We start from the raw sequence: 26924 nt of genomic DNA, 5'->3' as shown, positions 1-26924 counted from the left end.
GGCCATGCACGCACGCTACCAGGGCGTCTTTCCGGTCGCGCCGACGATCTTCGACGCGCACGGCGCGCTCGACCTCGACGGCCAGCGCCGTTGCCTCGACTTCATGATCGATGCCGGCTCGCAAGGCATCTGCATCCACGCGAACTACTCGGAGCAGTTCGCGCTCGGCGACGACGAACGCGACCTCATCACGCGCACGACGCTCGAGCACGTCGCCGGCCGCGTGCCGGTGATCGTCACGACGTCGCACTTCAGCGCGCGAATCTGCGCGGAACGCAACCGTCAGGCGCAGGCACTCGGCGCCGCGATGGTGATGGTGATGCCGCCGTACCACGGCGCGACGTTCCGCGTGCCCGACGCCTCGATCCGCGCGTTCTTCCGCGAAGTCGCCGACGGCCTCGACATTCCGCTGATGATCCAGGACGCGCCCGCGAGCGGCGTCGCGCTGCCGGCGTCGCTGCTCGCGACGCTCGCGCGCGAGATCGACGCCGTGTCGTACTTCAAGATCGAGACGCCCGGCGCCGCGTCGAAGCTGCGCGAGCTGATCGCGCTCGGCGGCGACGCGATCGAAGGGCCGTGGGACGGCGAGGAAGGCATCACGCTGCTCGCCGACCTCGATGCCGGCGCGACCGGCGCGATGACGGGCGGCGGTTATCCGGACGGCATCCGCCGCATCACCGACGCGTATTTCGCCGGACACCGCGACGAAGCGTGCGAGCAATACGCGCGCTGGCTGCCGCTGATCAACTACGAGAACCGCCAGTCGGGCTTCCTGACCGCGAAGGCGCTGCTGAAGGAAGGCGGCGTGATCGCGTGCGACCGGCCGCGCGCCCCCTGGCCCGAACTGCATCCGCAGGTGCGTGCAGGCCTGCTCGACGCGGCACGGCGGCTCGATCCGCTCGTGCTGCGCTGGGGCCGCTAGCCATCGTTTCGTACCACCCGCAACGCGCGTTGCGTTGCGCATCGGCGTGACGGCGGCCCGACAGAAGGCCGCCGCCGCTCATCACATGGATCGGAGACACCATGACTCTGCTGAACCCCGCCACCCCGGCCTATGAAGCCGGCGATGCCATTCCGCGCCGCCGCTGGCTGCGCGTGATTCCGCCGCTGCTGCTCGCCTGCATCGTTTCGTACATGGACCGCGTGAACATCGCGTTCGCGATGCCGGGCGGGATGAACGCCGAACTCGGCATGAACGCGACGATGGCCGGCCTCGCCGGCGGCATCTTCTTCTTCGGCTACCTGTTCCTGCAGATTCCGGGCGGCCGGCGCGCCGCGCTCGGCAGCGGCAAGAAGTTCATCGCGTGGTCGCTCGTGAGCTGGGCCGTGCTGTCGGTGCTGACCGGGCTCGTCGCCCATACGTGGCAACTTTTGGCGCTGCGCTTCCTGCTCGGCGTGGCGGAAGGCGGGATGCTGCCGGTCGTGCTGACGATGGTCAGCCACTGGTTTCCCGACCGCGAACGCGGCCGCGCGAACGCGATGGTCATCATGTTCGTGCCGCTCGCCGGCATGATCACCGCGCCGCTGTCCGGCTTCATCCTCGCTGCATACGACTGGCGTCACCTGTTCTACAGCGCCGGCGCGCTGTCGCTGCTTTGCCTGTTCGCGTGGCTGATGTTCGCCGACGACAGCCCGGAAACCGCGCGCTGGGTGTCGCCGCGCGAGAAGGCGTACATCCTCGACGCGCTGCGCGACGAACAGGCGCGCAAGCAGGCCGCCGGCACGCCGGCCGCCGCGTCGTTCGGCGCGATACTGCGCAACCCGACGATCTGGCTGCTGATCGCGATCAACTTCTGCTATCAGGTCGGCATCTACGGCTATACGATGTGGTTGCCGACGCTGCTGAAAAACCTCACGCACGGCGGGATGGGCAAGGTCGGCCTGCTCGCGATGCTGCCGTATGTCGCGATGGTGATCGGGATGTTCGCCACGTCGTATTTGTCGGACCGGACCGGCAAGCGGCGCCTGTTCGTGCTGCTGCCGCTCGTCGGCTTTGCCGCGTGCCTCGCGCTGTCGGTGCTCACGCATGGGTCGATGATCGTGTCGTTCGCGTTCCTGATCGGCTGCGGCTTCTTCCTGCAGGCGGCGGCCGGCGTGTTCTGGGCGATTCCGCCGAAGCTGTGCAGCGTCGAGACGGCCGGCAGCGCGCGCGGCCTGATCAACGCGCTCGGCAACCTCGGCGGCTTCTGCGGCCCGTATGCGGTCGGCGTGCTGACCCAGCACGTGAGCGCGGCCGCCGGCGTGTACAGCCTCGCCGTCACGCTCGCGGTGGCCGGCCTGCTCGCGCTGACGCTGCCCAGGCGCTGCGAAGACTGACCGGACACGCACCGACACCGACGCGCGGACACGCGAACGAATCAACGGAGACACACCATGAACGACATCCTGTTGCTGGTGCAGAAATGCGCCCACACCTTCAGCTTCTACGACCTCGAAACGAAAGCCGCGCTCAAGCACATCGTGCTGCCGAACTTCCCGCACGAGTTCACCGTCGACGTGAACGACCGCTTCGCGTACGTCGGCATCTTCGGGATCGAGACCGCGTGGTCGCGCGGCCATGAAGGCGATCACCGGATCGCCGAGATCGATCTCGTCGAGCGCACGCACACGCGCATGCTCGACCTGTGGCCGTACTACCGGCCGCACGGGATGGCGGCCGATCGCGACGGCCGGCTGTACGCGATGAGCGAGGCGCACGACATGCTGCTCGTGTTCGACGCGCCGACCCGGCAGGCCGTGCCGAACATGGCCGTACCGTCCGGCGGCGTGAAGACGCACCTCGTGACGCTCACGCGCGATGCGAGCCGCGCGTACGGCGTGCACCTGCTGTCGAACACGGTCACGCAATTCCATCCGCGCGACGCCACCGTCGCGCCGCGTGCGGTGATGCCCGGCCCGCGTCCCGAAGGCAATGCGCTGTCGAGCGACGAGCGCACGCTGTTCGTCGCGAATCGCGGCGACGACACGCTCGTCGAGATCGACACCGACACGATGACCTGCGGCCGCCGCGTGAAGACCCGCAGCGATCCCAACCGCATCTACCGCACCACCGCGCCGGACGGCCGCGACCTGCTGCTGCTGACCAATTCCGGCGAGCGGTCGATCTCGGTGTTCGATGCGCGGCAGCTGGAGGAAATCGAACGCGTCGCGCTGCCCGCGAACCCGACCGCGCTGTCGTTCCATCCGTCGCGGCGCGTCGCGTACGTGTCGTTCCAGGACGACTACGTGCGCGAACTCGATCTCGATGCGTGGCGGTTCGTCGGTGCATTGCCGACGCTGCGCGAACCGGATGCGTCGTATGTGCTCGCCGGCACGCGCTGAGCGGCGCGACGACGCACCGCCGCCCGACGCGATGCCGGCGGCGCTCGTCGACGCGCATCACCACCTTTGGCAGCTCGGCGCGGGCGCGCACTACCCGTGGCTGCAGGACCGGTACGATCCGGCGCACTTCATGTTCGGCGACTACGCGGCGCTGTGCCGCGATTTCGGCGTGGACGACTACCGGCACGCCGCGCAACGCGCGCCGCTCGTCGCGAGCGTGCACGTCGAGGCCGAACGGGCGCGCGACGAGGCGCTCGCGGAGACGCGCTGGCTGCACGAGGTCGCGGCCGCGCACGGGTTGCCGTCGGCCGTCGTCGCGTGGGTCGACCTGCTGGCCGGCGACGCGCACGAGCGGCTCGCCGAACAGGCCGCATGGCCGCGCGTGCGCGGCGTGCGGTTCAAGCCGCGCACCGCTGCGTCGCCGGACGCGGCCGTCGACGGGCCCGGCACGCTGCGCGACCCGCGCTGGCCGGCCGCGCTGGAACGCCTGGCCGCGCATGGCCTGAGCTGGGACCTGCGCGTGCCGTTCTGGCATCTCGGCGACGCGGCCGCGCTGCTGGCCGACGCGCCCGGCGTCGACGTCGTGCTCGAACATGCCGGGCTGCCGTGGGACCGCTCAAGCGCGGGGCTCGCGCGCTGGCGCAGCGGCATGGAAGCGCTCGCCGCTTCGCCGCGCGTGACCGTCAAGATCTCCGAACTCGGCTTGCGCGATGCGGCGTGGAACGACGCGGACAACGCGCGGATCATCCGCGACACGATCGCGATATTCGGCTGGCAGCGCTGCCTGTTCGCGAGCAATTTTCCGGTGGCGGGGTTGCGGGTGTCGTATCCGGCGCTGCTGCGCACGTTCGCTCGCGCGATGGCAGACCTCGACGATGCGGCGCGCCGCGCGATCTGGCATGACAACGCGATGCGTGTGTACCGGATCGCGTGAGCGGGCTTGACGCATCGGCCGGATGGCCGGAATCGTACGTATCCGGTTGACCGCAGGATGATTCGAAAGGTATACGAAAGCATTGCGCTTCGCGCGTCGATGGCCTTTCGAGTCAACCCATCCGGCATGATCAACCGCAACGGAAACACGGCCGGCTTCGCCGCGGCCGGTACACTTGGCGACATGAGCCACTTTCGCATTACCTATGACGGGCCGGCACTCGAATCGTCCGAAATGGACGTGCGGGAACTCGCCCCCGCCCTTCTCGCCGTCGGCGACTTGCTCGAGGCCTCGGCCAAGGCGCTCTGCGGAGACCAGGTTCGGCCACAGGTGAACGTCCGGGGCAGCTTCAAGACCGGCAGCTTCGGCATCGACTTCACGCTCGCGACCTCGCTCCTCGGCAGAATGCACGACATGCTGAGCGGCAGCGAAGGCGCGGCACTCGCCAATGCCGTCACGATTCTGACCGCGCTCGGCATTGCCGGTCCGAAAGTCGGAAAGGGCCTGTTCGCGGTACTCAAGTGGTTACGCGGCCGCCCGATCCAGCGCGTTCGGATGAACGAACGCACCGCCGTGCTGCACGTCGATGGCGAAACGCTCGAGATCGAACTGTCCGTCCTCACCCTGCTGCGGGACGTGAGTGTCCGGGAGGCGACCACCCGTGCGCTCATGCCGCTTTCGCGCGACGGCGTGACGATTTTCTCGGCCGGCACCGACACGGACGTGTTCGAGACCGTCACCCGGGACGAGGTCGACTGGTTCCGCGTACCCGAGCAAGCCAACGTACCGATCCTCGACGAGCATCGCAAGATGGCGTTTTCGATCGTGTCGCTCGGGTTCAAGGACGACAACAAATGGCGTCTCTACGACGGTGCCGCCACGATCCACGCCGCGATCACCGATGCGAATTTCCTGACGCGCGTGGACAACAACCAGATCAGCTTCAGCAAGGGCGACGTACTCGTCTGCAGCGTGCGCGTACAGCAGTGGCAGACCGCCGACGGAGCCAAGACCGAATACGAGGTCACGAACGTCCTCGAGCATCGTCCGGCCGCGCGGCAAATCCAGTTGCCCGGCCTTTGACCGGCATGCCGCGCTCGTGAATCATGCGCTGCATGCCATCGAACCCGCTCTCGAACGCGCTCCGACCATGCCCCCTGCGATCCGCCTGCGCCCGGCGTCTGCCGCCGACCTGCCGTTCCTGCTGAGGCTGCGCCGGCTCACGATGACCGAGCATCTGCAACGCGTCGGCGCACCCACCGACGACGCAGCGCACCACCAGCGCATCGTGGCGAATTTCGACGATGCGATGATCGTCTGCGAAGGCACGAACGCCGATGCCGACTCGATCGGCTTGCTGAAGGTGACGCGCGCCGCCGGCGAATGGCACGTCCACCAGATCCAGATTCTCCCGTCGCGACAAGGCCGAGGCATCGGCGAAGCCGTGCTGCGCGAACTGCTGAGCGAAGCCGCGCGCGAGCCCGTGCCCGTATCGCTCAGCGTGCTGCACGGCAACCCGGCTCGGCGCCTCTACGAGCGGCTCGGGTTCCGGCTCCTTTCCGAAACGGACAGCAGCGCGAACCTGATATGGCACGCATGACGCCGCGCGGCCCGGCCAGCCACTCACGTGGCGCACCGAATGCCGCCGACGCAGCCCCCCGCCGCACACCTCGCAAAAAACACGGGCCCTCCCGCCGGGAGGGCCCACTTGCAGACCGTCCAGCCGGACGATCAGTCGTCGTCGCGGCTCGCCACCTTCTGCGTCACGCCCCTGAGCTTCGGATACGGCTGCGATCCCATCATGCCCTTCCACAACACGCGGTTGAACTGATCCGCCGGCACCTCGTCGGCATCGTCGAAGTCGAACTTCGCCGTCACCTTCGCCCAGTACGCCGCGTCATGCTTCGGCGTGACGTCCGGCCCGGCCGCGTAATGCAGCAGGTTCTCGCCCGCCCCGTCGGCCAGGCGCAGCCCGGTGCCCTTCAGCGCCGTCGACGCCACGGCCGTGTAGGTCCACGACGCCGGGCCGTGCACGTCGAACACGTCGGTCATCGGCCGCTGGTACGCGGTATTCAGGTTCATGTGCTGCGTGCCGAGCACGTCCTCGATGGTGCGCAGCGCATTGACCTGGCTGTAGCGCGTCCGGATCACCGCGCCCTGCTTCACGTACGGCCCGACGATGTACGCGGGCCCGCGATGCGAATCCACGTGGTCGGGGCCGTCCTGCACGTCGTCCTCGGTCACGACGATCAGCGTGTCGTTCGCATACGGGCTTTTCGCGACGGCTTCGACCAGCCGGCCGACCGCCAGGTCGTTGTCCGCCTGCTGCGTCTCCGGCGTGTTCACGCCGGCGAGCGCCGTACCGAAAGCCCCCATGTGATCGTGCGACAGGCGCACCAGCGACAGTGTCGGCAGGTTGCCGCCCGCGACGTACTGGTCGAACTCGCGTTTCCACTCGTCGAGGCGCCACTGGTCCGGATAGTTCTGGTCGAACCCGCGGAAATACACGTCCGTCATCGACGCGAGCCGCGGGTCGAGCGCCGCGGCCTGGACGACGCCGGCCGCGTGCGGATCGACGATCGGGTTCGCGGCCGTGCCGATGCTGCCGATGTTGTTCACGAGGAAACCGTAGTTGCGTACCGTGCCGCCGCCGGCCAGCACCGCGTCGAAGATGTAGCCGCGCTGGCGGCCGAACGGCGCGTCGGACGACGCATGGTTGCCGGTGCCGGGCAGCAGGTTCGCCGCGCCGCCCGGCAGGGCGGCGGCCGCGTTGCTGTAGTTCGTGGTGCCGGCCGGGCCGGCCGCCGCATCGCGCTGCTGCACCGTCTCCCAGTTCACCGGCACGTTGCGGTTCGTGCCTTCGCTCTCGTACGACAGGCCGCGATTGACCGCCGCGTAGTTGATCTGCTGGGTGATCGTCTCGGTGTTGGTGACGCGCCCCTGCAGCGCCCACGACCAGCCGTCCATGCTGCCGTCGCCCGGGTTCATGAAGTTGTCGAGCGTCACGAACTGGCTCGCCAGGCGATGGAAGTTCGGCGTGATGTTCCGGCCGAACTGGGCGAGCTTCGGATCGCCGTTGGCGCCGTTGCCGATGTCGCCGAGCACCTGGTCGAACGTGCGGTTCTCCTTCACGACGTAGATCACGTGCTTGATGTGACGGCGCAGGAAGCCCATCACTTCGTTGTCCCTGTCGTTGTCTTCCGGGCGATAGAAGTTGTTGCGCGCGGCCTGCTGCGTCAGCGTCGGCAACTCGTGGGCCGCCGGCACCGGCGCGCTCACGAGCGACGCGCGCTCGAGCTGGAACTGGTATTCGTTCGACGCGCGCGACGCGGCGGCCTGCGCGGGCGTCGCGCCGAACAGGTGGTCGGGGTTCGGGCCGGTGGTGCTCTTGCCGTTCACCACGTACATCCACGTGCCGTCGGCGCTGAACGTCACGTCGTGCGGCTCGAACGCGGTCGGAATCAGGCCGGTGACGCGATACGCGCGCTCGCCGACGAGCGGGATCACGGCGATTTCGTTCGCGCCGGCATTGGTCGCATACAGCGTGCGGCCATCGCGCGACAGCGTGACCGCGTACGTCGCCGCGCCCGTGTGCGCCTGGCCGTGCGCCAGCACGCCGGCCGGCGCGCGCGCGTCGATCCGGGTCACGACCGCGTTGGTGTTCGTATCGATCACCGCGACCTGGTCGGCGTTGTCCTGCGCGACGAACAGCCTCGATTGCGACGCGTCGAGCGTCATGCCGAGCGCATTGCCGTCCAGCTTGATGCGCTTGAGCAGGCGGCCGCGGGACGGCGACGACACGTCGATCGCGACGATCTCGCGATCGCGATCCGACGACACGTACGCGATACCGTTGCCCTTCATCGCGACCGCGAACGGGAACGTGCCGCCGGCATCGCCGCTGCGGCCTTCGTTGCCGGAGAAGAACGGCCGCAGGTCGTGCTCGTAGCGCACGTTGCGGGTCGCGGTATCGATCACGCTGATCGAGTCGTTGTAGTTGTTCGCGACGACGAGCGTCCTGCCGTCGGCCGACAGCGCGAGCCCGGCCGCGTTCGGCTGCACGCGAATGCCGACGCCCTTGCCGGCGTGGCCGAGCGCGATCGTCGTCGACAGCGCCCACGCGCCGCCCTGCTGCGCGTAGACGTAGACCGCATCGTCGCTGCCGCCGGTCGCATAGAGCGTGCTCCCGTCATGCGAAAACGCCAGGCCGACGAACGCGTTGGTCTGCTGAAGCACCTGCCTGAGCACCGGGCGCGTCTTGTTCGCGCCCGCGACGTCGTACAGGAAGATGAATTGCGTCGAGGCCGCGGTGTCGACCGAACCGTCCGGCTTGTACAGCGAGTTCTGGCCGGCGGTGATGATCGCCAGCGTCTTGCCGTCCGGGCTCAGTTGCGAGCGCACGGCTTCTCCCGCGACGAAATGCGGATAGGCCGGCAGCCCGGGATTCAGGAATTGCTGGACTGCGCCGCGCACGGCGAGCGGCGTGACGAACTGACCGCTCGGCACGCGGGCGGCATCGGCTGCGTCGAAACCGTCCGCATGCGCGTGCGACGCAAGCAACACGGCCGACATGACGGCTCCGAGCCGGAGCGCGCGCTTGACCTGGCTATTTTTCATAGGAATCCTCTGTACTGATGGGGCGATTACCGTCTGACGTGTCCGGCATGATCCTGGCGTTGTCTGCCCGTGTCGCGCGGTGGCGAGGGCCTTTGCCAATCGATCGAGTGCATTGCGTCGACGATCGCCGACGTGCCGGCATTACATCGCCGCCCAATGTCAAGCGGATGACCGGCTCCGTTGCGGGCCGGCTTCTTACACATCGTTACAGCGAAGGCATTTCGATGACAGCCATCGCGGCGTCATCGTGGCCGTGCGGCCTCGCCGTCAAGGCGTCCACCGGTAAACGGTGATGCTGTTCCCTTTCACGTTGTTCTTCGTCACCACGTACTCGCCGTTCGCACGACGGTATGCGCGCACGCTGTACATCGCATCGATCGCGCTGCTGGTATCCACGGTCGCCGGGCTCGCGTTGACGAGCGTCGTGTCGAGATTGCCGGTGTCGAGATTGAATGCGTCGATGTTCGGCCACAGCGGCCCGCTGCTGCTGAACCAGTAGCCGACGAACAGGTGGTTGCCGGCCGCATCGATCGACTTCGCGCCGCTGTGCGGCAGCGTGATCACCGGGTTCGGCTTCGTCGTGTTGCCCGCGCGCCAGCCGTGATACACCTCGATGCGCGTGCCGATCGACGTCCAGTCGGTACTGCCGACGACGCCCTGCGCGAGCACCATCGTGTCGCTGTCGGCGAGATAGACGATGCGCGTGAGCGGCTGGATGCTGGCCGGCACCGGCGTCGGCACGCCCGGCCCCCACGACGGCTTGCCGCTCGCATCGAAACCGGTCAGCGGATAGTGATAAATGGCGCCGGTCTTGTCGAGGCCGGCCCATACGCCGCCGTTGCTGTCGAGGCTGAAGCCGGCCGACACGCGCCGGGTCGTGTTGAACGCGGGCCCGGGGATCGATCCGTCCGGAATCGCGACGTAGCCGTTGGCCGCGTTGAAGTGGAAGAAATAGTAGACCGGCGGATTCTGCCCCGCCGCGACGAGGATCCGGTTCGTGCCGACCGACGTCAGCAGCCCGAAGTGCTCGTCGCGCTGCGTGTCGCCCATATTGATGCGCGGGTCCGACGGATACGTGAACGGATCGACGGTGTTCGCGACGAAGGTGCCGCCCGCGGTGCCGCTGTAGACGTGCGTGCCGCTGTAGAACAGCGCGCCGTCGGTGACCGGGTCCGGTGCGGCGATGCCTTCGAAGTTCAGCGACTGCAGCGTCCACCGCAGGCTGCCGGTGCTGCCGTACGCGTGAATGTCGGTCGCGCCGTTGCGGCCGAGATCCCAGCTGCCGCCCCACGGGTTGTTGAGCACGTACAGGTTGCCGGCCGTGTCCTTGCCGATGCCGGCCACGCGGGTGAAGCGCTGCGCGCCGACTTGCCCCTTGGTGCCGGTCGTCGTGTCGAGATAGCCGCCGCGCACGCCGAACGTGCCGGCCAGCGCGGGCCGGCCCGCGACGGTATAGCGCTTGATGTTCATGTCGGGGCCTTCGTCGCCGACCATCAGCTGCCCCGTCGCCGCATCGAAACAGAGCGCAGACGGCTGCGACCCGGCGGCCAGCCGGATCGTGTTCAGCAGCGCACCGGCCGGGCTGAATTCGACGACCGCGCCCGCGCTCTTCTGCGCGACCCAGACGTTGCCCGCACCGTCGACGGCGAGCGCGCCCGGCGCCGATACGCCGATGTCACGCTGCCACACGCCGTCGGTCGTAAACACCCGCACGCGATTGCCGTAGAAGTCGCTCGCATAGAGCAGCGAGCCGGCCGTGGCGAGCCCGGTGACGACGTCGATGCGCGGCTGGTTGGTCGCCGCCGTGACCTGAATCATCTTGTCGCGGAACCGCGTCGCGCGGTTGTAGCGCCCGACCGCGCCGCTGCCGTATCCGTTGCCGGGCTGCAGCGCGACGAACAGCGACGTCGCGTTGCCCGTGATCGCGCTGCCCTGGAATTCGGAATGCGTGCCGATCGAGCCGGCGCTCTTGCCGTTCTGGTAGATCGCGACGCCGCCCTCGTCCTCGTCCCACATCGACGCGGTGTAGATCACGCCTTCGGGCGCGACCCACATCGAACGCGCGACGTTGCCGACGTGCGCGGCGAGCGTGCCGTACGTGTTCGCCAGCCAGTCGGTGGTGTTGCTCGCGTATCCGGCCGGCGCAATCGAGGCGATCGCGGCGGCGAGCAGCACGGCCTGAATCGGTTTTCCGGCGACCATGGCTGATGCTCTCCTGAATGGTGGAATCATTCACATGAGGGGGCGGCCGGATGGTTTGAAATCGGCAGTGCGTAAATACTGCCGCTTAAATCATCCGGTGCAGTCGGTATTACATCGCGCGCGCATTCGATAATCGGCTGCAGCGAGAATAGCGTTATATAAATCGAAAAAAATTGCGGACCGATGGCGCAGACGGCGCACGCGATTGCGCGAGAGTGAATGACCACTTACGCGCGTACTTTGATATCGAGGAAATCCGGCGTTCGCCGACGGGAATATCACCGCGGGTTCGAATGCGGCGGATCGGGAATGGGGAGGTTTTTCGGCGGATCGGGAAAATCGCCGGAGGCAGGTAAAAGAACGACTGCTGGCGGGTATTGCCGGCAGGTATTGCCGGCAGATATTGCACCGGCCTGTATCCAGGTCAAATCCAGGCCGGTGCAGATCATTTCATTTGAAACGGGGAAATCACGCGGACGTTGCCGTCTCCCGCACTTCCGCCTGCCTGATCTCGCCGCCGCCGTCCGGATCCGTGTCGTCGCGCGAATCGCCGAGCTGGCCTTCCCACTTCGCGACCACCGCAGCCGCGATCGAGTTGCCGACCGCGTTGGTGGCCGAGCGCCCCATGTCGAGGAACATGTCGACGCCCATGATCAGCAGCAGTCCGGCTTCCGGCAGATGGAACTGGCCGAGCGTCGCCGCGATCACGACGAGCGATGCGCGCGGCACGCCCGCCATCCCCTTCGACGTCACCATCAGCATCAACAGCATCGTGATCTGCGTGCCGAGCGGCAGGTCGATGCCGTACACCTGCGAGATGAACAGCACCGCGAACGTGCAGTACATCATCGAGCCGTCGAGGTTGAACGAGTATCCGATCGGCAGCACGAAGCTCGAGATCCTGCGATTCACGCCGAACCGGTCGAGCGCGTCGAGCAGCTTCGGATACGCGGCTTCCGAGCTCGCCGTCGCGAACGACAGCAGGAACGGCTCGCGGATCAGGCGGATCAGCGTGAACGCGCGCTTGCCGAGGAACGCCACGCCAGCGAGCGTCAGCACGCCCCACAGCAGCGCCAGCGCCAGGTAGAAGCTCGCCATGAACTTCGCGAACGTGAGCAGGATGCCGAGCCCTTCCGTCGTGATCGTCGACGCCAGCGCCGCGAACACCGCGACCGGCGCGAACCACATCACCGCGCCCGTCACCTTGAGCATGACCTGTGCAAGATCGTCGATCACGCCGGTCAGGCGCTTGCCGGCGTCGCCGAGCGCGGACAGCGCGGTACCGAAGAAGATCGAGAACACGACGATCTGCAGGATCTCGTTGTTCGCCATCGCCTCGGCGATCGATTTCGGCACCAGGTGGACGACGAAATCCTTCAGCGTGAATGCGCCCGTCTTCAGGTTCAGCGCCGCATCGGCGGCCGGCAGCGGCAGGCTCAGGTGACTGCCCGGCTTCAGGATCGTCGCGGTGATCAGGCCGAGCAGCAGCGACGTGAACGACGCGATGAAGAACCAGCCGAACGCCTTCACACCGACGCGGCCGACCGACCCGCTGTCGCCCATCTGCGCGATGCCGACCGTCAGCGTCGCGAAGACCAGCGGCGCGATGATCATCTTGATCAGGCGCAGGAACACGTCGGACAGCAGCGACACGTAGCCGGCGACTTCCCTGGCCATTTTCGGGTCGGGAAACGCGCTATGACAGGCGTAGCCCACGGCAATGCCAAGCACCATCGCGATGACGATGTACTTGGTGATGTTGTGCTTCTTCTTCATTAGCAATCCAAATTACAGAACGGGTGTTTCCAACGGCAGGTCGATCGCCGGCATTGAAACGGGGATGGAATTCCGCGAGCGCGGTGCGCGCCGTTTTCGAATGCCGGAGCCCGTCCGTGGGCATGGCCACGGCGAACAGGGGGGGCATTCTATCGCAAACGCCGGACAATCTTTCAAATCTGAAAGCTAAGGGCGGAACGCGACGCGCGGAACTAGGCGGAGTGGGCCTTCGCCGGTCTGGGGCTTCGGGCTTCGGGCTTCGGGCCTCGGGCTTCAGGCTTCAGGCTTCGGGCCTCAGGCTTCAGGCTTCGGGCCTCGGGCCTCGGGCGTCAGGCTTCGGGCACCTGCGCGCCCGCCCGTCAGTTCGGCCTTGCGCGGGGCGTCGGCGAGCCCGCGGCGTGACGCATCACGCCGGCGACGTGCCGGGTCGCGGCATGAACCGGCACAGGCACAGCGGCACCACGACCAGCGCCGCGCCGGCGAGAAACGTGGCCGACGCGCCGAAACGCGCCCACAGCGCGCCGGCGATGCTGCTCGCGAGCAGCATGCAGATGCCGCTCACCAGGTTGAACATGCCGAACGCGGTCCCGCGCAGCGTGGCCGGCGAGGTTTCCGACACCATCGCGGCGAGGATGCCCTGCGTGAAGCCCATGTGCAGCCCCCACACGGCCACGCCGGCGAACATCGAGAGCGTCGACGTGCCGATGCCGAGCAGCAGGTCGGCCGCGATCAGCAGCACCATGCCGGCCGCGAGCAGTACGCGGCGATCGAGCCGGTCCGACAAAATGCCGACCGGCCAGGCGGACGCCGAATAAGCGACGCTCATCGCGACCATCACGCCCGGAATCCACGCCGCATCGAGCCCAGTCTGCTGCGCACGCAGCACCAGGAATGCCTCGCTGAAGCGCGCGAGCGTAAACGTCGCGCCGGCCGCGACGACGAACCAGTAACCGCGGGGAAACTCGCGCAGCGCGTTCCAGCGCAACGGCGAGCGAAAGCGCCGGTCCGGTTTCGACTGCTCGGGCTCACGTACGCCGAAGACGATCAATGCGATCGCGACGAAGGCCGGCACCACGGCGAACCACAGCACGGTTCGGATGCGGTCCTCGAACCCGAGCATCAGCACGATCGCGAGCATCGGCCCGAGAAACGCGCCCACGGTATCCATCGACTGACGCAGGCCGAAGCAGGCGCCGCGGATTTCGGGCGGTGCGACGTCGGCCACGAGCGCGTCGCGCGGCGCGCCGCGTATTCCCTTGCCGACGCGGTCGAGCAGACGGGCCGTCACGACCACGGCCGGCGTGGACGCCAGCGGAAACAACGGCTTGGTCAGCGCCGCGAGGCCATAGCCGATCAGCAGCAGCCCCTTGCGGCGCCCGAGCCAGTCGCTGATCGCGCCGGAGAACACCTTGACGATCATCGCCGTCGCTTCGGCCGCCCCTTCGAGCACGCCGAGCGCGGCGACGCTCATGCCCATCGTCGACACCAGATAGATCGGCAACAGCGCATGGATCAGTTCGGACGACAGGTCCATGAAGAGGCTCACGAGGCCCAGGGCCCACACGGTCCGTGGAATCGCAGGCTTGCCGGCAATCGGGGTTGGAGCGCTCATGATCGGTCTGCATCGAGGTTGCGGGCGGTGCGACTTGCCACGGGGTTCCCTGTCCCGACAGGACAGGCGCGCCGCGGCGCGGGAACACGTCAGCGCCGGTAATCGGCACACCGCGCGGCAGGACTCGCGTGACGGTGCCGATTGCCGGCCGTCCGCCACCTCGACACGCGGCGCGGCCGCTGCCCGTTCCGTCAGGCCGCGCACGCCGGCAGTATCCGACCGCTTCGTGACACCGACCGTGACGAGATGCCACGGCCGCCGGAAGATTTCAGGATACAGCGCGCCATGCCAGACCGGCACGCGCGCCGCCCCGCCGGTCACCACCTCGTAGTCGGATCGACAGAGTCGCAACACCGAACGGTTCGATGACCGTGCCGGATCAATCCCGACGAACCTCCCCGCGCGACGCGCCCCGCTGGCGCTTCAGTCGCCGTCATTGCCTGGCCGCACGCCGTGCTCGTCCGGATCCGGCACGAACGCATCCTTCGGCGTCAGCAAACATCAGACAAAAACAAGAATCCCGGTTATCGCGCAACGCTTGTTGACCCTTACTTCCTTTCAAATGATAATGCGTCGCGTTTCGAGATTACGAATCATTACACATGGCAGGTTGGGAAATGAAACACGTGTTGCACCCGGCGCGACGGGCCATTCTGGCCGCCATCGCGTGCCAGCCGATCATGGTCGGCGCGGCCTTCGCACAGGAAAACGCAAGTGCACCGACCAGCACGGCCACCGACGTGTTGCCGGCGGTATCGGTGAACGCCAGCGCGCTCCGCGATCCGGGCGAAGGCTACAACCCGACGAATGCGGTCAGCGCCACCAGGATCGACGCGCCGCTGCGCGATATCCCGCAGACGGTGAACGTGGTCACGGCCGAAGTGATGCGCGACCAGCATGCGAACTCGCTGCAGGACGTGCTGAAGAACGTCGCGGGCGTCGGGTTCTCGACCGGCGACGGTCAGCGCGACCAGGTCACCATTCGCGGCTTCTCCGCGATTGCCGACCAGTTCGTCGACGGCATTCGCGACGATGCCCTGTATTTCCGGGATCTCTCGAACGTCGACCGGGTGGAAGTGGTCAAGGGCCCGGCTGCCGTTCTTTACGGCCGCGGATCGTCAGGTGGACTGATCAATCGCGTGACGAAAAAACCCGGGATCGACGTGACCAACTTCGGGATCAGCTACGGTTCGTGGGCCGATCGCCGAGTTGAAGCCGACGTCGGGCGCGTCCTCGCGAACGGCGCGGCCGCCTTCCGGATCACCGGGGCACACGAGGAAGCGAAGAGCTATCGCTCGCAACAGTTCCTGAATCGCACGGCGGTCGCGCCGTCGTTCGAGTTTCGCATCGCGCCGAAGACGACCGTCCTGCTGCAGGCGGACTACCTCGAAGATCGTCGCGTGACGGACTTCGGCATTCCGGCCTATCACGGACGACCGGTCGACGTGCCGGCATCCGCGTATTACGGCGCGGCGAACGCCGGCGACGTGGACTATACGCGATCGCGGGTCTATTCGAGTACCGCGACGATCAAGCACGAGTTCAACGACCAATGGTCGATCCGGAACGCCACCCGCTACTATCACTACTCGCTCGACCGGAACAACACGCTGGTCGGCAGCGTCAACGAGGCGGCGCGGACGTTCACGCTGAATCACGGCAACGTCTATCGCGAGGAACACGGCTGGTTCAACCAGACCGATCTCACGCAGAAGGCCACGTTGTTCGGCATGAAGCACGAATTGCTGTACGGGATGGAATTCGGCCAGCAGAACAAGGATCTCGTCAGCTACTCGGCGCCCGTCACCGGCGCGAACGGCAAGCCGATGAATTTCGACCTGTTCGCGCCCGCCCTTCCGACGCTGCCGCTGCACACGTCGACCACGCCGACGGCCAACAACCTCGGCATCTTCAAGACCCTCGGGTTCTACACGCAGGACCTGATCAGCTTCAACGAGCAGTGGAAGGCGCTGCTCGGCATCCGCTACGATCGCTTCGAGCAGGAGACGCTCGACCGCCGTCCGAAGCAGCCGGGCCTGTCGCGCACCGATACGGCGTGGAGCCCGCGCGTGGGTCTCGTCTGGCAGCCCACCCGAACGCAGTCGTACTACGTGTCGTGGAGCCGCTCGTTCCAGCCTTCCGGCGAAGCGTTCTCGCTGGCGGCCAACAATGCCGAACTCGCTCCGGAAACCACGACCAACACCGAGATCGGCGCGAAGTACGACTGGCTCGGCGGCAAGGCCACCACGACGATCTCGGTGTTCCGGCTGGACCGCAGCAACATCAAGGTCGCCAATGCAAGCAACACGGCGCTGATTCCGATCGGCGAGCAACGGACCGACGGCGTGGAACTCAGCGGGGCGGCGGAACTCGGCCACGGCTGGCGCGTGCTCGCGGGCTATGCCTACCTGGATGCCACCGTCACCCAGTCGACGGCCGCGTTGCAGGGCAAGCGCGCTACCCTGACCCCGCGCCACTCCGGCAACCTGTGGCTCACCAAGAATCTCGGCAGCGGCTTCGGCGTTGGAGGCGGCCTGAACCTCGTCGGCGCGCGCATGGCCGATCCGCAGAACACGGTGACGCTGCCGGGTTACGTGACGGCCGACATGATGGCCTGGTATGCGCACGGGCCGATGTCGCTCCAGTTGAACCTCTACAACCTGTTCAACAAGGGCTACATCGTGTCGGCCCACGGCTCGAACCCGAACCTCAACATGCCGGGGGCGCCGCGCAGCGTCATGGCGACGTTGCGATACGAGATGTAGAAGCGGCGCAGTCCCGACGAGGCGTGCCGGGCGGATCGACGACCGTCTCCGACCGCCGCCTCGGCAATACCGGATCACGAGCGTCCTGATCCGCGTGACGGCACGCGGACGTGCGTACATCGTCCGGCAAACGCGTTCGTCGGGAATGCACCGGCGTGGCGGGGCCGGTTGAAGCAAGCGACGCGGTCGGCACGCGCATCGCCCCGATCCTTCGTCCCGTCCGCCGCGCGTTCAATCTGCTGCAGCCGTACGCGCGACTTCGAGCATACCTCGACTTCAAGCCCGCGTCAGCTTCGCATGCCGCCGCGCGCGGTCGTTCACGATCTGATGGCGCCGGTGATCCGTCATCTTCTTCCAGTCGCGCGCTTCGTCGCGCGTTCGCAGGCATGCCACGCAATAGCCGGTGCGACCGTCGAACGAACACACGTCGACGCAAGGGGACTTGACCGCCATGCTCATCGCCCTCGCGTCGCGGGCACGACTTCGACGGTCACGTGCGACAGGTTCCTGAACCGCTGCAGCACGTCGTGATAGAAGCGCGCATCGCGCTGCGGATCGTCCGTCACCACCGACACGACCGCGCTCATGTGTCCCGGCCCGAGCCGCCACACATGCAGGTCGCCGACCCGGTCGCCCGTGCCTTCGATCGCACCGCGCACGTTGTCCGTCAGGCGGCGATCCGAATTCATGTCGAGCAGGATCCCGCCCGTATCGCGCATCAGGCCGTACGACCAGTTCGCGATCACCAGCGCGCCGATGATGCCGGCCAGCGGATCCATCCAGACCCAGCCGAACGCCCGCGCGAGCAGCAGCCCGACGATCGTCAGGACGGAGACGGCCGCGTCGGCGATCACGTGGATGTACGCGGAGCGCATGTTGTGATCGCGCGCCGCCACCGCGGACGTGCCGTGGTCGTGCTCCTCGAACGCCAGTTCGTGCTCGCGGCCGTTCAGCCGGACGATCGCGTTGAATTCATGCGGTTCGGGAATGGCTTCTGTCGACTCCAGATAGCCGCCGCGACTTTGCATCGCGAACACCTGACGGCTGCCGTCCGGGCGGATCGTCGTCACCGACACCGCGCTCGCATCGACGAGCTTCGTCTCGTGCGTCGCAGGCGCGACGCGGAACACCGGCGGAACGCCCTCCTCGAACACCGACACGACGAATACGCCCTGCTGATCGAAGATCTGGTGCGCTTCCGCTTCGTGGTCGTGCGCGTGATCGTCGTGATCGTCATGACCATGCCCGTGATGATGACCGTGATGATGACCATGACCGTGGCCATGATGGTCGCCGCTCAGCAGCCACACGCTCGCGATGTTGACGAGCAAGCCGGCCACCGCGATCGGAATCGCCTCGCCGAAATGAATCGGGACCGGCGCGAGCAGGCGTGCGACCGCCTCGTACCCGATCAGCAGCGCGATCATTGCGAGCACGATCGCGCTCGTGAAACCCGCGAGATCGCCGAGCTTGCCCGTGCCGAACACGAAGCGCGGGTCGCGCGCATGCTTGCGCGCATAGGTATAGGCGAGCGCGGCGATCAGCATCGCGCCCGCGTGCGTCGACATGTGCAGGCCGTCCGCGACCAGTGCCAGCGAACCGAACAGGGACCCGCCGACAATCTCCGCCACCATCATCGCCGCGCACAGCGCGATGACCATCCAGGTCCGGCGTTCGTTCTGCTCGTGCGCGGCGCCGAGAAAGATGTGGTCGTGCCCTGCGCCGAAGGCGTCATTGCTGAAGCTGTTCATTCCGCCTCCGGTTACTTGAAGTAGCTGTGCACGACTTCGATCAGCTGTTCGGTCGCGCTGCCTTCGTCGTCGTGACCTTCGGCGTCGACCAGATGGCTGCGGATGTGATCCTCGAGCACGACCGCGAGCAGGCCGTTCATTGCGCCGCGACCGCTCGTGATGAGGCGGAGGATTTCGTTGCAACCGCGCTCGTCCTCGAGCGCGCGTTCGATCGCTTCGACCTGCCCTTTGATCCGGCGGACACGGTTCAGCAGCTTCTGCTTTTCCTGGATGGTGTGGCTCATGGTGATCCCTTCATATACCGGGGGGGACTATATATCAAATCACGTTTCCATATAGGGGGAGGGGGTATTTTCCGGAAAAAACCAGACAAATGACGCGCGCCTCGCCGGCCGCCCCGCCGCCAGTCACCGCAGCCGCCGCCAAAGTTAACTTGTAGAAGTCGTAACGTGTGAGTAGCATTTGCTACATGAATTCACTCACGACATGGTCGCTCCTCGTGCTGACCCTTCCCACGCAGAACGCGACGGCGCGCATGCGGTTCTGGCGCGCGCTCAAGGCGAAAGGCTGCGCGGTGCTGCGCGACGGCGTCTACCTGCTGCCCCAGTCGGAAGCGCATGAACGGATGCTGCGCGAGCTCGCGGACGCGATTGCCGACAGCGGCGGCAGCGCTCACCTGTTGCGCGCGCCGAGTCTCGATGCGTCGCAGGAGCGGGAATTCCGCGCGCTCTTCGATCGCGGGGAAGACGACGCCGCCTTTATCCAGGCCCTTGCGGCCGCCCGCAAGACCCTCGCCGGACAGTCGGCCTCGGAACTGACGCGCTTGCTGCGCCGCATGCGCAAGGATTTCGACGCCATCCGTGCGATCGACTATTTCCCGGGCGACTCGGCCACCCGCGCCGAAGTCGCGCTGCAGGATTTCGTCGCGCTGGTCGACACCGTGCTGTCGCCGGGCGAACCGCACGCCGCGGACCGCGCGATCCGGCCGCTGGCGATCGGCGAATTTCAGGGCCGCACCTGGGCGACGCGGCAGCGAATGTGGGTCGATCGCGTCGCCAGTGCCTGGCTGATCCGCCGCTTCATCGACGCACGCGCCCGCTTCGTCTGGCTCGCGTCGCCGGCGGATTGCCCGGCCGACGCGCTGGGCTTCGATTTCGACGGCGCGACGTTTACGCATGTCGGCGAGCGCGTGACGTTCGAGGTGCTGCTGGCGAGTTTCGGGCTCGACAACGACCCCGCGCTGATGCGGCTCGGCGAAATCGTGCATGCGCTCGACGTGGGCGGCCCCGCGGCGCCCGAAGCGATCGGCTTCGAGGCCGTGATGGCCGGCACGCGCCAGCAGGCAGAGAACGACGACCGGTTGCTCGAGCAGATGGGCGCCGTGCTCGACGCCCTGTACGCACACTTCACGTCGAATGGCAAAAACCAAACCGCGGCCAGATCATGACCACCTCCATCGCCACCACCGAACCGACCTACTCGCTTGGCCAGCTGGTCGCCTACATGCTGCGTCTCGGCACGTTCGGCTTCGGCGGGCCGGTCGCGCTCGCAGGCTACATGCGTCGAGACCTGGTCGAACGTCGCGGCTGGATCACGGAAGCCGACTACAAGGAAGGGCTCACGCTGGCCCAGCTCGCACCGGGGCCGATGGCGGCCCAGCTCGCGATCTATCTGGGCTTCGTGCACTACCGCCTGCTCGGCGCGACGCTCGTCGGCTTCGCGTTCGTGCTGCCGTCGTTCCTGATGGTGGTTGCGCTCGGCTTCGCGTACTCACATTTCGGCGGGCTGTCCTGGATGCAGGCCGTCTTCTACGGCGTCGGCGCCGCGGTGGTCGGCATCATCGCGATGAGCGCCTACAAGCTCACGACGAAAACCGTCGGCCACGACAAGCTGCTCTGGGCGATCTTCGTCACGCTTGCCGCCGTGACCTTCATCACGGAATCGGAAATCGCGTGGCTGTTCGTGGTCGCGGGCCTGGTCGGCTGGCTGTGGCGTGCCCCGCCCAAGTGGCTGCAGCGCGGCGGGCTGAACGCGGTTGCCGCCGCCAACCTGCCGGCAGCCAGCGGCATATTGAGCGGCATCGACCTGCCGCAGCTCGTTCAGATCGGCGCGTTCTTCATGAAGGCCGGCGCGTTCGTGTTCGGCTCCGGGCTGGCGATCGTGCCGTTCCTTTATGGCGGCGTCGTCACCGAACATCACTGGCTGAACGACAAGCAGTTCGTGGATGCCGTGGCGGTCGCGATGATCACGCCCGGCCCGGTCGTGATCACGGTCGGCTTCATCGGGTATCTGGTGGCGGGCTTCCCGGGCGCACTCGTCGCCGCACTCGGCACGTTCCTGCCTTGCTATCTGTTCACCGTCATTCCCGCGCCGTACGTGAAGAAGTACGGGCACCGTCCGGGCGTCAAGGCGTTCGTCGACGGCATCACCGCCGCCGCCGTCGGGGCGATCACCGGCTCCGTCCTAGTCATCGCGAAACGCTCGATTGTCGACCTGCCGACCGCACTGCTCGCGATCGCGACCGTGCTGCTGCTGTGGCGTTTCAAGAAGTTGCAGGAGCCGGTCGTCGTCACGGCTGCCGCGCTCGTCGGGCTCGTGGCCTACCCGCTGCTCCATCATTGAGCCGCATTGCCGGGAGGCGGCCGTGACGCATCGGACGACGTTCGTCCGCCATACAGGAGGCGTGCCGTGAAATGGATTACGCGCGAACGGCCGAAGGTCGACCGCATCGCATGTCCGTGGCTGATTGCGCGGTTCATCGACGATGCGCCGGAATTTCTCTACGTCCCGGGTCCGGACGTCCTGCGACTGGCGGACGAAACGGGCGCGGTGCCCTACGACGTGCCGGGCGTCGAGCTGGGCCACCACGGTGAACGCTGCAGCTTCGATGCGTTTCTCGACCGCTACCGGCTCGACGCCCCGGCGCTGCTCAAGCTCGCCGCGATCGTGCGCGGCGCCGATACCGGACGGCTCGATCTCGCGCCGGAATCGGCCGGGCTGTACGCGATCTCGATCGGCCTGTCCGGACACTTCGCCGACGATCACGAGCAACTGCGGCACGGCATGGTGATGTACGACGCGCTCTACGCGTGGTGCCGGCGTGATGCACGTCCCTAGCAGCCGCCGCGCGTCGACGCTCGCCAGCCGGATGCTGCCGGCGGGCGCGGACAAGGCCGCATGGCTGATCCTCGCCAGCCGCGGCATGCGCGGTTTCTGCGATGGCTTCATTGCCGTGCTGCTGCCCGCGTATCTGCTGTCGCTCGGGCTGTCGCAACTGGATGTCGGCCTGATCGGCACCACGACGTTGACGGGTTCCGCGATCGCGACGATCGCGGTCGGCATGCTCGCGAGCCGCTTCACGCAGCGCCGCATGCTGACGCTCGCGGCGGCACTGATGGCGGCGACGGGCATCGGCTTCGCGAGCGTCTCCACGTGGTGGCCGCTGTTCGTCATCGCCTTCGCCGGCACGCTCAATCCGAGTTCCGGCGACGTCAGCGTGTTTCTGCCGCTCGAACAGTCGCGCCTGGCGCAAGCCGCCGACGGCGACGCTCGCACGGCGCTGTTCGCCCGCTACAGCCTCGTCGGGGCCGTATCGGCAGCGTTCGGATCCCTCGCGGCAGGCCTGCCGATCGCGGTTGCGTCACATACCGGAATCTCGACGCTGGGCGCGATGCGCGGCATGTTTCTGGTCTATGCGGCCACCGGTGTCGTCGTCTGCATGCTGTATCGGCGGCTGCCGCGCCAGGCAGTTCGCGCGGCGCAGGCAGCGCCCCCGCTCGGCCCGTCACGCCCGATCGTCGTGCGGCTGGCAATGCTGTTCAGCGTCGACGCATTCGCGGGCGGTCTCGTCGTCAACTCGCTGCTGTCGCTGTGGTTGATGCAGCGCTTCGGGCTCTCGATCGCGGCTGCCGGCCAGTTCTTCTTCTGGGCGGGCCTGCTGTCGGCCGGCTCGCAGCTCGCGGCCGCGCCGCTGTCGCGCAGGATCGGCCTGCTGAACACGATGGTGTTCACGCATATTCCGTCGAGCGTCTGCCTGATCGGCGCCGCGCTCGCGCCGTCGTTGCCGCTGACGTTGACGCTGTTGCTGATGCGAAGCGCGCTGTCGCAAATGGATGTCCCGACCCGAACCGCCTATGTGATGGCGGTCGTCACGCCGGCGGAGCGACCGGCAGCGGCCAGCTTTACATCCGTCCCGCGCAGCCTCGCGGCCGCTGTCGCGCCGACCTTGGCCGGCGGCCTGTTCGGTCTCGGCTGGCTCGGTGCGCCGCTGGTCGCATGCGGCGCGCTGAAGATCGCGTACGACCTTTCGCTGCTCGCAGCGTTTCGCCACGTCGAACCGGACGACGGCCGGGCACGGTAAGCGCGGCCACCGTCGAACAGCGAACGAGCGGGGAACCGTGCAAAGCGATGCCGCCGCGCCAATGCGGTGGCGGCCGTCGCGGGAGGCAATCATGAAGGATCCTGGACGCTGGCGCTACGGCCTGCCGCTGCTCGTCGCGCTATTAGGCGGGCTCGGCACGTCGGGCCTGCCGATTCACCGGGTCTTCGCCGCGGGCGAAGACGCCTCGACCGGCGCCCTGCCGCTGAAGCATGTCGCGGACATCGCGTTGCCGGGCCGCGCGACACGACTCGACTACGCAAGCCTGGACCCGAGCCGCAACCTGCTCTTCATCGCTCACCTCGGCGACGGCGAAGTGATCGCTTTCGATACGCATGCATCGCGCGTGACCGCCCGGATCGCAGGCGTATCGTCGGTACATGGCGTGCTTGCCGTGCCGGCGCTGTCGCGCATCTACGCGTCTGCGACCGGCTCCGACGAGATCGTCGCGATCGACGCCGCGACGCTGAAAATCGTCGCGCGCATGCCGGGCGGGCATTATCCCGACGGCATGGCCTATGCGGCCGACCTGCACAAGCTGTACGTATCCGACGAATACGGAAAAACGGAGACGGTCATCGATGTCCGGAGCAACCGGCGCGTCGCGACGATCCCGCTCGACGGCGAAGCCGGCAACACGCAGTACGACCCGGTTTCCCGACACATCTTCGTGAACGTCCAGACGCGGCGCCAGCTCGTCGAAATCGATCCGGCGACGGACCGTGTCGTCGACCGGTTCGACTTGCCGGGTGCGAAAGGCAATCACGGATTGCTGATCGAGCCGCGCGCCGGCCTCGCCTTCATCGCGTGCGAGGACAACGACGCGCTCCTCGTCTTCGATATGCGCGCACGGCACGTCGTCCGCACGTTCGACCTCGGCGGCGGCCCGGATGTGCTGGCGTTCGATTCGGCGTCGGACGTGCTCTATGTTGCGGGTGAAGCCGGCATCGTTTCGATGTTCAGCGTCCGGGGCCGGAGCGTTGCCAAGATCGGCGAAGGCCGGCTCGGGCCGAACGCGCACGTCGTCGCTGTCGATCCGGGCACGCATCGCTCGTATTTCCCGCTGAAGGATGTCGGCGGCCGGCCGGTGCTGCGCGTGATGGAAGCCGCGAGCGCGGCAAAGCCGGCCAGCCCGGTGCCGCCGGGTGCAGGAACGTAACGGGCGAGCATGATCGGCGGCATCCGTCGTCGCGCAGTATCTCGTCCGGTTCGATTTGACACGATCGGCAGCCTGTCGGTTGTCGGCGCCGCCGCGCGTCAGGCCGAACCGATTCTCGCCGGCACGCCGCCCACGATCCGGTCGCGGCGTTCTCCGTCGAACGAAAACACGTCGCGCTCGGCCAGGCCGATCGTTGCCCGCCGGCGGGACGACGCATCGCCCCGCCGGCCAATGCTCGCCGGACGCATTCGCCCGGCTGCCTGTTACCGGTCGTACTCGAAGGCCTCGGTGAAGAGCGTGTCGACCGGGTCGGACCAGCTCAAGTTCACGAACGAGAAGTCCGCGCTGCCCGTCCAGCCGGCCACCGACGGGAACGCGACGCCCTGGTCGCCCGGCACGTTGAGCGTGACCGAGGCGCCCGGCTGGACCGGCGACGCCGATGCCGAACCGTTGACGAACGTCGCCGCCGGCTGCCCGGCCGCGGTTGCGCGAATCTGCACGTTGCCGCGTTTGACGAACGGCAGACCCGATTTCGACGTCCAGCCCAGCGGGAAGGTCGCGCCGCCCGCGAACGTGTTGGCGGAGCCCGGCGTCAGCTTGTCGCGCGTGGACTGCGCCAGATCGTGCCACGCGTACTGGCGCAGCGCGTCGGGCGACGGCGACGGCGTACGCAGCCGGACCGTGTAGTGCCGGGCCGGCGTCGACGTGTTGCCGTTCTGGTAGATGTCGATCGTATAGGCGCTGAACGGCTTGATGTCGGCCAGCTCCGCGGTGCTCAGTTGCGGCTTCGCCCATGCGGTATTGTTGCGCGGCGCGTCGCCGGGCCACGTGAACAGGCCCTGGTTGGCCGGATCCTGCGCGACGCCGGCCAGACGGAAGTTGTTGCGGCACTGCGGGTTCTTCGCCAGTGCGGCGAGTTGCGCCGGCGTCTGCCCGCTTGCGATCTGCGCGCGGATGTTCAGCGTGTCGCAGGTCCCGCTCGACGGCTGGAGAAACACGCCGTTGCGCAAGCCGGGGCCGTTGACGATCGCGAAGTCCACCGCGGTGCCGGCCGCGTCGACGGCACCCACCTGCAGGTTGAGCGAATCGACGAACGCGTTGGTCCCCGTCGACGGATTGGCCGGATTCAGCCAGTCCCACTTCTGTGCGTTCGCATTGACCTTGCTCAGCACCGCGCGCTGATTGCCGACCACGCGCCAGCCGGTATCGCCGTTCGCGAGACTGCCCGCCCGCACCGCGAGCTGTACATGCTGCTGCATGCCGTCGCGAATCCCGTCGCTGCGCGTCCACGCGAGCTTGACCCACATCGTGTCGCTGGCAACGACGCGGATGACTTCCGGCAGGCTGAAACTCGCGTTGTTCATCGCATCGTCGGCCACGATGCCCGGCGTGCCGCCTGCCGGCGCGCCGAACTCCTGGTCGACCGACATCCCGTTGTTGAGGTACGCGGAAGGCACGCCTGCATTCAGCGCGCCGGACGCGACGTCGTCGACGAAGATCCGGCCGCATGCCGATACGCTGCCGCCCGTGCGCGCAGCGCCGGTCGAACCGGCGAAGCACTGGTTGAGCGCGCTCTGCAATGCCGCCAGATCGCTGGCGCTCGGCAGGTTCGACACCACCGCGCCATTGATGGTCGCGGCGGCCGGCAGGCTGGCCTTGTCGCTCGCCTGCGGCGCGACGCCGGGCGCGAGCTGAAGCTGCACCGGCGTATCGCTGGACGCGCCCGCCACCGAGCTGATCTGGACGCCGCCATCCGGCAGGACGTTGATCTTGATCTGGTCGAGCAGCCGGTCGAGACCCGGCGCGCCCGCCGTCAACGGGCCGGAAATCAGGTCGACGCCCGCATTGCCGGTGGCGGCCAGCAGGTCGGCCAGCGCCGACGAATAGGCTTGCACCGTGCTGGCGACGGCCTGGGCCGTGACCTTGCTTTGCAGCAAACCGGTGTCGGCCAGCAGCTTGGTCGGGTTGTCGCCGACGATCGTGGCGGCGATCGCGTTCGTGATCGGCGTGATGTTGATCGTCTGCGTGCCGGCCGTGGCGCTGAGCGCGATCAGCGTGGCCTGCGAGTCGGCGACGTTGCCGTATGCGGACAACGCGAAAGGCGCGCTCAGGCCGGTCACCGTGCATTGAAACGCGCCGGTGGACGCATCGGCCGGGCAGTCGACCGCTTTGCCGGTCGCATCGACCAGTTTCACGGTGGCGGCCTGCATCGCGGCGCCGGCGGCCGCGACCCCGCTGACCGTCTGCGCGGCGGGCGGTGCGGGTGGCGAGGAGGAATCGCTGCCGCCGCCACAAGCCGACAGGACAAGCACTGCAATACCGGATACGACAGGTGTGAGTTTCATTGCGTTTCCCCCGAGCCCCTTCTGGTTGATGCGTGTCACATACATTGCGCGTGCACGCTGAATG

20 protein-coding genes are annotated in these 26924 nt (G+C 67.4%); 12 read left to right on the top strand and 8 right to left on the bottom strand.

Going from position 1 to position 26924, the window contains the following annotated elements:
* Nucleotides 1–4 precede the first annotated feature (4 nt).
* From U4Z31_RS13415 to U4Z31_RS13390, 6 genes are all read left to right on the top strand, one after another.
* On the top strand, nucleotides 5–922 hold the full coding sequence (locus tag U4Z31_RS13415; protein WP_321810571.1) for a dihydrodipicolinate synthase family protein: 918 nt from the start codon (nucleotides 5–7) through the stop codon (nucleotides 920–922).
* 101 nt (nucleotides 923–1023) lie between these two features.
* Nucleotides 1024–2316 (top strand): MFS transporter, encoded by a 1293-nt coding sequence (locus tag U4Z31_RS13410; RefSeq protein WP_321810570.1) that lies wholly within the window; start codon nucleotides 1024–1026, stop codon nucleotides 2314–2316.
* A gap of 57 nt (nucleotides 2317–2373) precedes the next feature.
* Complete coding sequence (locus U4Z31_RS13405) at nucleotides 2374–3321, top strand: YncE family protein (protein WP_044847506.1); 948 nt, start codon at nucleotides 2374–2376, stop codon at nucleotides 3319–3321.
* The gene (locus U4Z31_RS13400; protein WP_321810569.1) at nucleotides 3299–4255 is read left to right on the top strand and encodes an amidohydrolase family protein; all 957 of its coding nucleotides are present in this window, start codon (nucleotides 3299–3301) and stop codon (nucleotides 4253–4255) included. The genes U4Z31_RS13405 and U4Z31_RS13400 overlap by 23 nt, the downstream gene beginning before the upstream one ends.
* 126 nt (nucleotides 4256–4381) lie before the next feature.
* Nucleotides 4382–5338 (top strand): hypothetical protein, encoded by a 957-nt coding sequence (locus U4Z31_RS13395; protein ID WP_321810568.1) that lies wholly within the window; start codon nucleotides 4382–4384, stop codon nucleotides 5336–5338.
* 67 nt (nucleotides 5339–5405) lie between these two features.
* Nucleotides 5406–5855: a GNAT family N-acetyltransferase gene (locus U4Z31_RS13390; protein ID WP_321810567.1), complete on the top strand. Its 450-nt coding sequence runs from the start codon at nucleotides 5406–5408 to the stop codon at nucleotides 5853–5855.
* A gap of 131 nt (nucleotides 5856–5986) precedes the next feature.
* Here U4Z31_RS13390 and U4Z31_RS13385 read toward each other — a convergent pair whose 3' ends face one another.
* The 4 genes from U4Z31_RS13385 to U4Z31_RS13370 all read right to left on the bottom strand — a co-directional run bounded on the left by U4Z31_RS13385 (nucleotide 5987) and on the right by U4Z31_RS13370 (nucleotide 14462).
* A complete protein-coding gene (locus U4Z31_RS13385) occupies nucleotides 5987–8872 on the bottom strand; it encodes a bifunctional YncE family protein/alkaline phosphatase family protein (RefSeq protein WP_321810566.1) in 2886 nt (961 codons plus the stop codon).
* A gap of 267 nt (nucleotides 8873–9139) precedes the next feature.
* Entirely contained in the window at nucleotides 9140–11074 is a 1935-nt protein-coding gene (locus U4Z31_RS13380; RefSeq protein ID WP_321810565.1) for an SMP-30/gluconolactonase/LRE family protein, read from the bottom strand.
* 468 nt (nucleotides 11075–11542) lie between these two features.
* On the bottom strand, nucleotides 11543–12850 hold the full coding sequence (locus tag U4Z31_RS13375) for a dicarboxylate/amino acid:cation symporter (protein ID WP_124487130.1): 1308 nt from the start codon (nucleotides 12848–12850) through the stop codon (nucleotides 11543–11545).
* A gap of 406 nt (nucleotides 12851–13256) precedes the next feature.
* On the bottom strand, nucleotides 13257–14462 hold the full coding sequence (locus U4Z31_RS13370; protein ID WP_321810564.1) for an MFS transporter: 1206 nt from the start codon (nucleotides 14460–14462) through the stop codon (nucleotides 13257–13259).
* A 617-nt stretch (nucleotides 14463–15079) separates the two neighbouring features.
* Here U4Z31_RS13370 and U4Z31_RS13365 point away from each other — a divergent pair.
* Nucleotides 15080–17227: a TonB-dependent siderophore receptor gene (locus U4Z31_RS13365; RefSeq protein ID WP_321796051.1), complete on the top strand. Its 2148-nt coding sequence runs from the start codon at nucleotides 15080–15082 to the stop codon at nucleotides 17225–17227.
* A 276-nt stretch (nucleotides 17228–17503) separates the two neighbouring features.
* Here U4Z31_RS13365 and U4Z31_RS13360 read toward each other — a convergent pair whose 3' ends face one another.
* From U4Z31_RS13360 to U4Z31_RS13350, 3 genes are read right to left on the bottom strand one after another with little or no spacing between them, the layout of a single operon-like run.
* The gene (locus tag U4Z31_RS13360; protein WP_185500436.1) at nucleotides 17504–17680 is read right to left on the bottom strand and encodes a DUF1289 domain-containing protein; all 177 of its coding nucleotides are present in this window, start codon (nucleotides 17678–17680) and stop codon (nucleotides 17504–17506) included.
* Between the two features lie 2 nt (nucleotides 17681–17682).
* On the bottom strand, nucleotides 17683–18978 hold the full coding sequence (dmeF, locus tag U4Z31_RS13355) for a CDF family Co(II)/Ni(II) efflux transporter DmeF (protein WP_321810563.1): 1296 nt from the start codon (nucleotides 18976–18978) through the stop codon (nucleotides 17683–17685).
* An 11-nt stretch (nucleotides 18979–18989) separates the two neighbouring features.
* Complete coding sequence (locus U4Z31_RS13350; protein WP_044847515.1) at nucleotides 18990–19262, bottom strand: metal/formaldehyde-sensitive transcriptional repressor; 273 nt, start codon at nucleotides 19260–19262, stop codon at nucleotides 18990–18992.
* 185 nt (nucleotides 19263–19447) lie between these two features.
* Here U4Z31_RS13350 and U4Z31_RS13345 point away from each other — a divergent pair, with 185 nt between their 5' ends.
* The 5 genes from U4Z31_RS13345 to U4Z31_RS13325 all read left to right on the top strand — a co-directional run bounded on the left by U4Z31_RS13345 (nucleotide 19448) and on the right by U4Z31_RS13325 (nucleotide 24515).
* The gene (locus U4Z31_RS13345; RefSeq protein WP_321810562.1) at nucleotides 19448–20425 is read left to right on the top strand and encodes a chromate resistance protein ChrB domain-containing protein; all 978 of its coding nucleotides are present in this window, start codon (nucleotides 19448–19450) and stop codon (nucleotides 20423–20425) included.
* Complete coding sequence (locus tag U4Z31_RS13340) at nucleotides 20422–21600, top strand: chromate transporter (protein ID WP_321810561.1); 1179 nt, start codon at nucleotides 20422–20424, stop codon at nucleotides 21598–21600. Before U4Z31_RS13345 ends, U4Z31_RS13340 begins: the two co-directional genes overlap by 4 nt.
* A gap of 66 nt (nucleotides 21601–21666) precedes the next feature.
* Nucleotides 21667–22095, top strand: a complete 429-nt coding sequence (locus tag U4Z31_RS13335) for a chromate resistance protein ChrB domain-containing protein (RefSeq protein ID WP_044847518.1) — start codon at nucleotides 21667–21669, stop codon at nucleotides 22093–22095.
* Nucleotides 22082–23338 (top strand): MFS transporter, encoded by a 1257-nt coding sequence (locus tag U4Z31_RS13330; RefSeq protein WP_321810560.1) that lies wholly within the window; start codon nucleotides 22082–22084, stop codon nucleotides 23336–23338. The genes U4Z31_RS13335 and U4Z31_RS13330 overlap by 14 nt, the downstream gene beginning before the upstream one ends.
* A gap of 91 nt (nucleotides 23339–23429) precedes the next feature.
* Nucleotides 23430–24515 (top strand): YncE family protein, encoded by a 1086-nt coding sequence (locus tag U4Z31_RS13325; RefSeq protein ID WP_321810559.1) that lies wholly within the window; start codon nucleotides 23430–23432, stop codon nucleotides 24513–24515.
* Nucleotides 24516–24778: 263 nt separating this feature from the next.
* Here U4Z31_RS13325 and U4Z31_RS13320 read toward each other — a convergent pair whose 3' ends face one another.
* Nucleotides 24779–26860, bottom strand: coding sequence for a hypothetical protein (locus tag U4Z31_RS13320; RefSeq protein ID WP_321810558.1), 2082 nt, complete (start codon nucleotides 26858–26860; stop codon nucleotides 24779–24781).
* Nucleotides 26861–26924 lie beyond the last annotated feature (64 nt).

Source organism: Burkholderia sp. BCC1985 (assembly GCF_905339915.1).
Taxonomy (GTDB): Bacteria; Pseudomonadota; Gammaproteobacteria; order Burkholderiales; family Burkholderiaceae; genus Burkholderia.
The sequence above is the reverse complement of the archived record's forward strand: the minus strand, read 5'-3'. Positions and strand labels throughout refer to the sequence as shown.

What these genes read in the sequence shown, in the direction of transcription:
- U4Z31_RS13415 (WP_321810571.1), top strand. Translation starts at nt 5, where the DNA reads ATGCACGCACGCTACCAGGGCGTCTTTCCGGTCGCGCCGACGATCTTC.
- U4Z31_RS13345 (WP_321810562.1), top strand. Translation starts at nt 19,448, where the DNA reads ATGAATTCACTCACGACATGGTCGCTCCTCGTGCTGACCCTTCCCACG.
- U4Z31_RS13375 (WP_124487130.1), bottom strand. Translation starts at nt 12,850, where the DNA reads ATGAAGAAGAAGCACAACATCACCAAGTACATCGTCATCGCGATGGTG.
- U4Z31_RS13330 (WP_321810560.1), top strand. Translation starts at nt 22,082, where the DNA reads ATGCACGTCCCTAGCAGCCGCCGCGCGTCGACGCTCGCCAGCCGGATG.
- U4Z31_RS13325 (WP_321810559.1), top strand. Translation starts at nt 23,430, where the DNA reads ATGAAGGATCCTGGACGCTGGCGCTACGGCCTGCCGCTGCTCGTCGCG.
- U4Z31_RS13360 (WP_185500436.1), bottom strand. Translation starts at nt 17,680, where the DNA reads ATGGCGGTCAAGTCCCCTTGCGTCGACGTGTGTTCGTTCGACGGTCGC.
- U4Z31_RS13320 (WP_321810558.1), bottom strand. Translation starts at nt 26,860, where the DNA reads ATGAAACTCACACCTGTCGTATCCGGTATTGCAGTGCTTGTCCTGTCG.
- U4Z31_RS13380 (WP_321810565.1), bottom strand. Translation starts at nt 11,074, where the DNA reads ATGGTCGCCGGAAAACCGATTCAGGCCGTGCTGCTCGCCGCCGCGATC.
- U4Z31_RS13340 (WP_321810561.1), top strand. Translation starts at nt 20,422, where the DNA reads ATGACCACCTCCATCGCCACCACCGAACCGACCTACTCGCTTGGCCAG.
- U4Z31_RS13385 (WP_321810566.1), bottom strand. Translation starts at nt 8,872, where the DNA reads ATGAAAAATAGCCAGGTCAAGCGCGCGCTCCGGCTCGGAGCCGTCATG.
- U4Z31_RS13365 (WP_321796051.1), top strand. Translation starts at nt 15,080, where the DNA reads ATGAAACACGTGTTGCACCCGGCGCGACGGGCCATTCTGGCCGCCATC.
- U4Z31_RS13395 (WP_321810568.1), top strand. Translation starts at nt 4,382, where the DNA reads ATGATCAACCGCAACGGAAACACGGCCGGCTTCGCCGCGGCCGGTACA.
- U4Z31_RS13400 (WP_321810569.1), top strand. Translation starts at nt 3,299, where the DNA reads ATGTGCTCGCCGGCACGCGCTGAGCGGCGCGACGACGCACCGCCGCCC.
- U4Z31_RS13390 (WP_321810567.1), top strand. Translation starts at nt 5,406, where the DNA reads ATGCCCCCTGCGATCCGCCTGCGCCCGGCGTCTGCCGCCGACCTGCCG.
- U4Z31_RS13350 (WP_044847515.1), bottom strand. Translation starts at nt 19,262, where the DNA reads ATGAGCCACACCATCCAGGAAAAGCAGAAGCTGCTGAACCGTGTCCGC.
- U4Z31_RS13410 (WP_321810570.1), top strand. Translation starts at nt 1,024, where the DNA reads ATGACTCTGCTGAACCCCGCCACCCCGGCCTATGAAGCCGGCGATGCC.
- dmeF (WP_321810563.1), bottom strand. Translation starts at nt 18,978, where the DNA reads ATGAACAGCTTCAGCAATGACGCCTTCGGCGCAGGGCACGACCACATC.
- U4Z31_RS13405 (WP_044847506.1), top strand. Translation starts at nt 2,374, where the DNA reads ATGAACGACATCCTGTTGCTGGTGCAGAAATGCGCCCACACCTTCAGC.
- U4Z31_RS13370 (WP_321810564.1), bottom strand. Translation starts at nt 14,462, where the DNA reads ATGAGCGCTCCAACCCCGATTGCCGGCAAGCCTGCGATTCCACGGACC.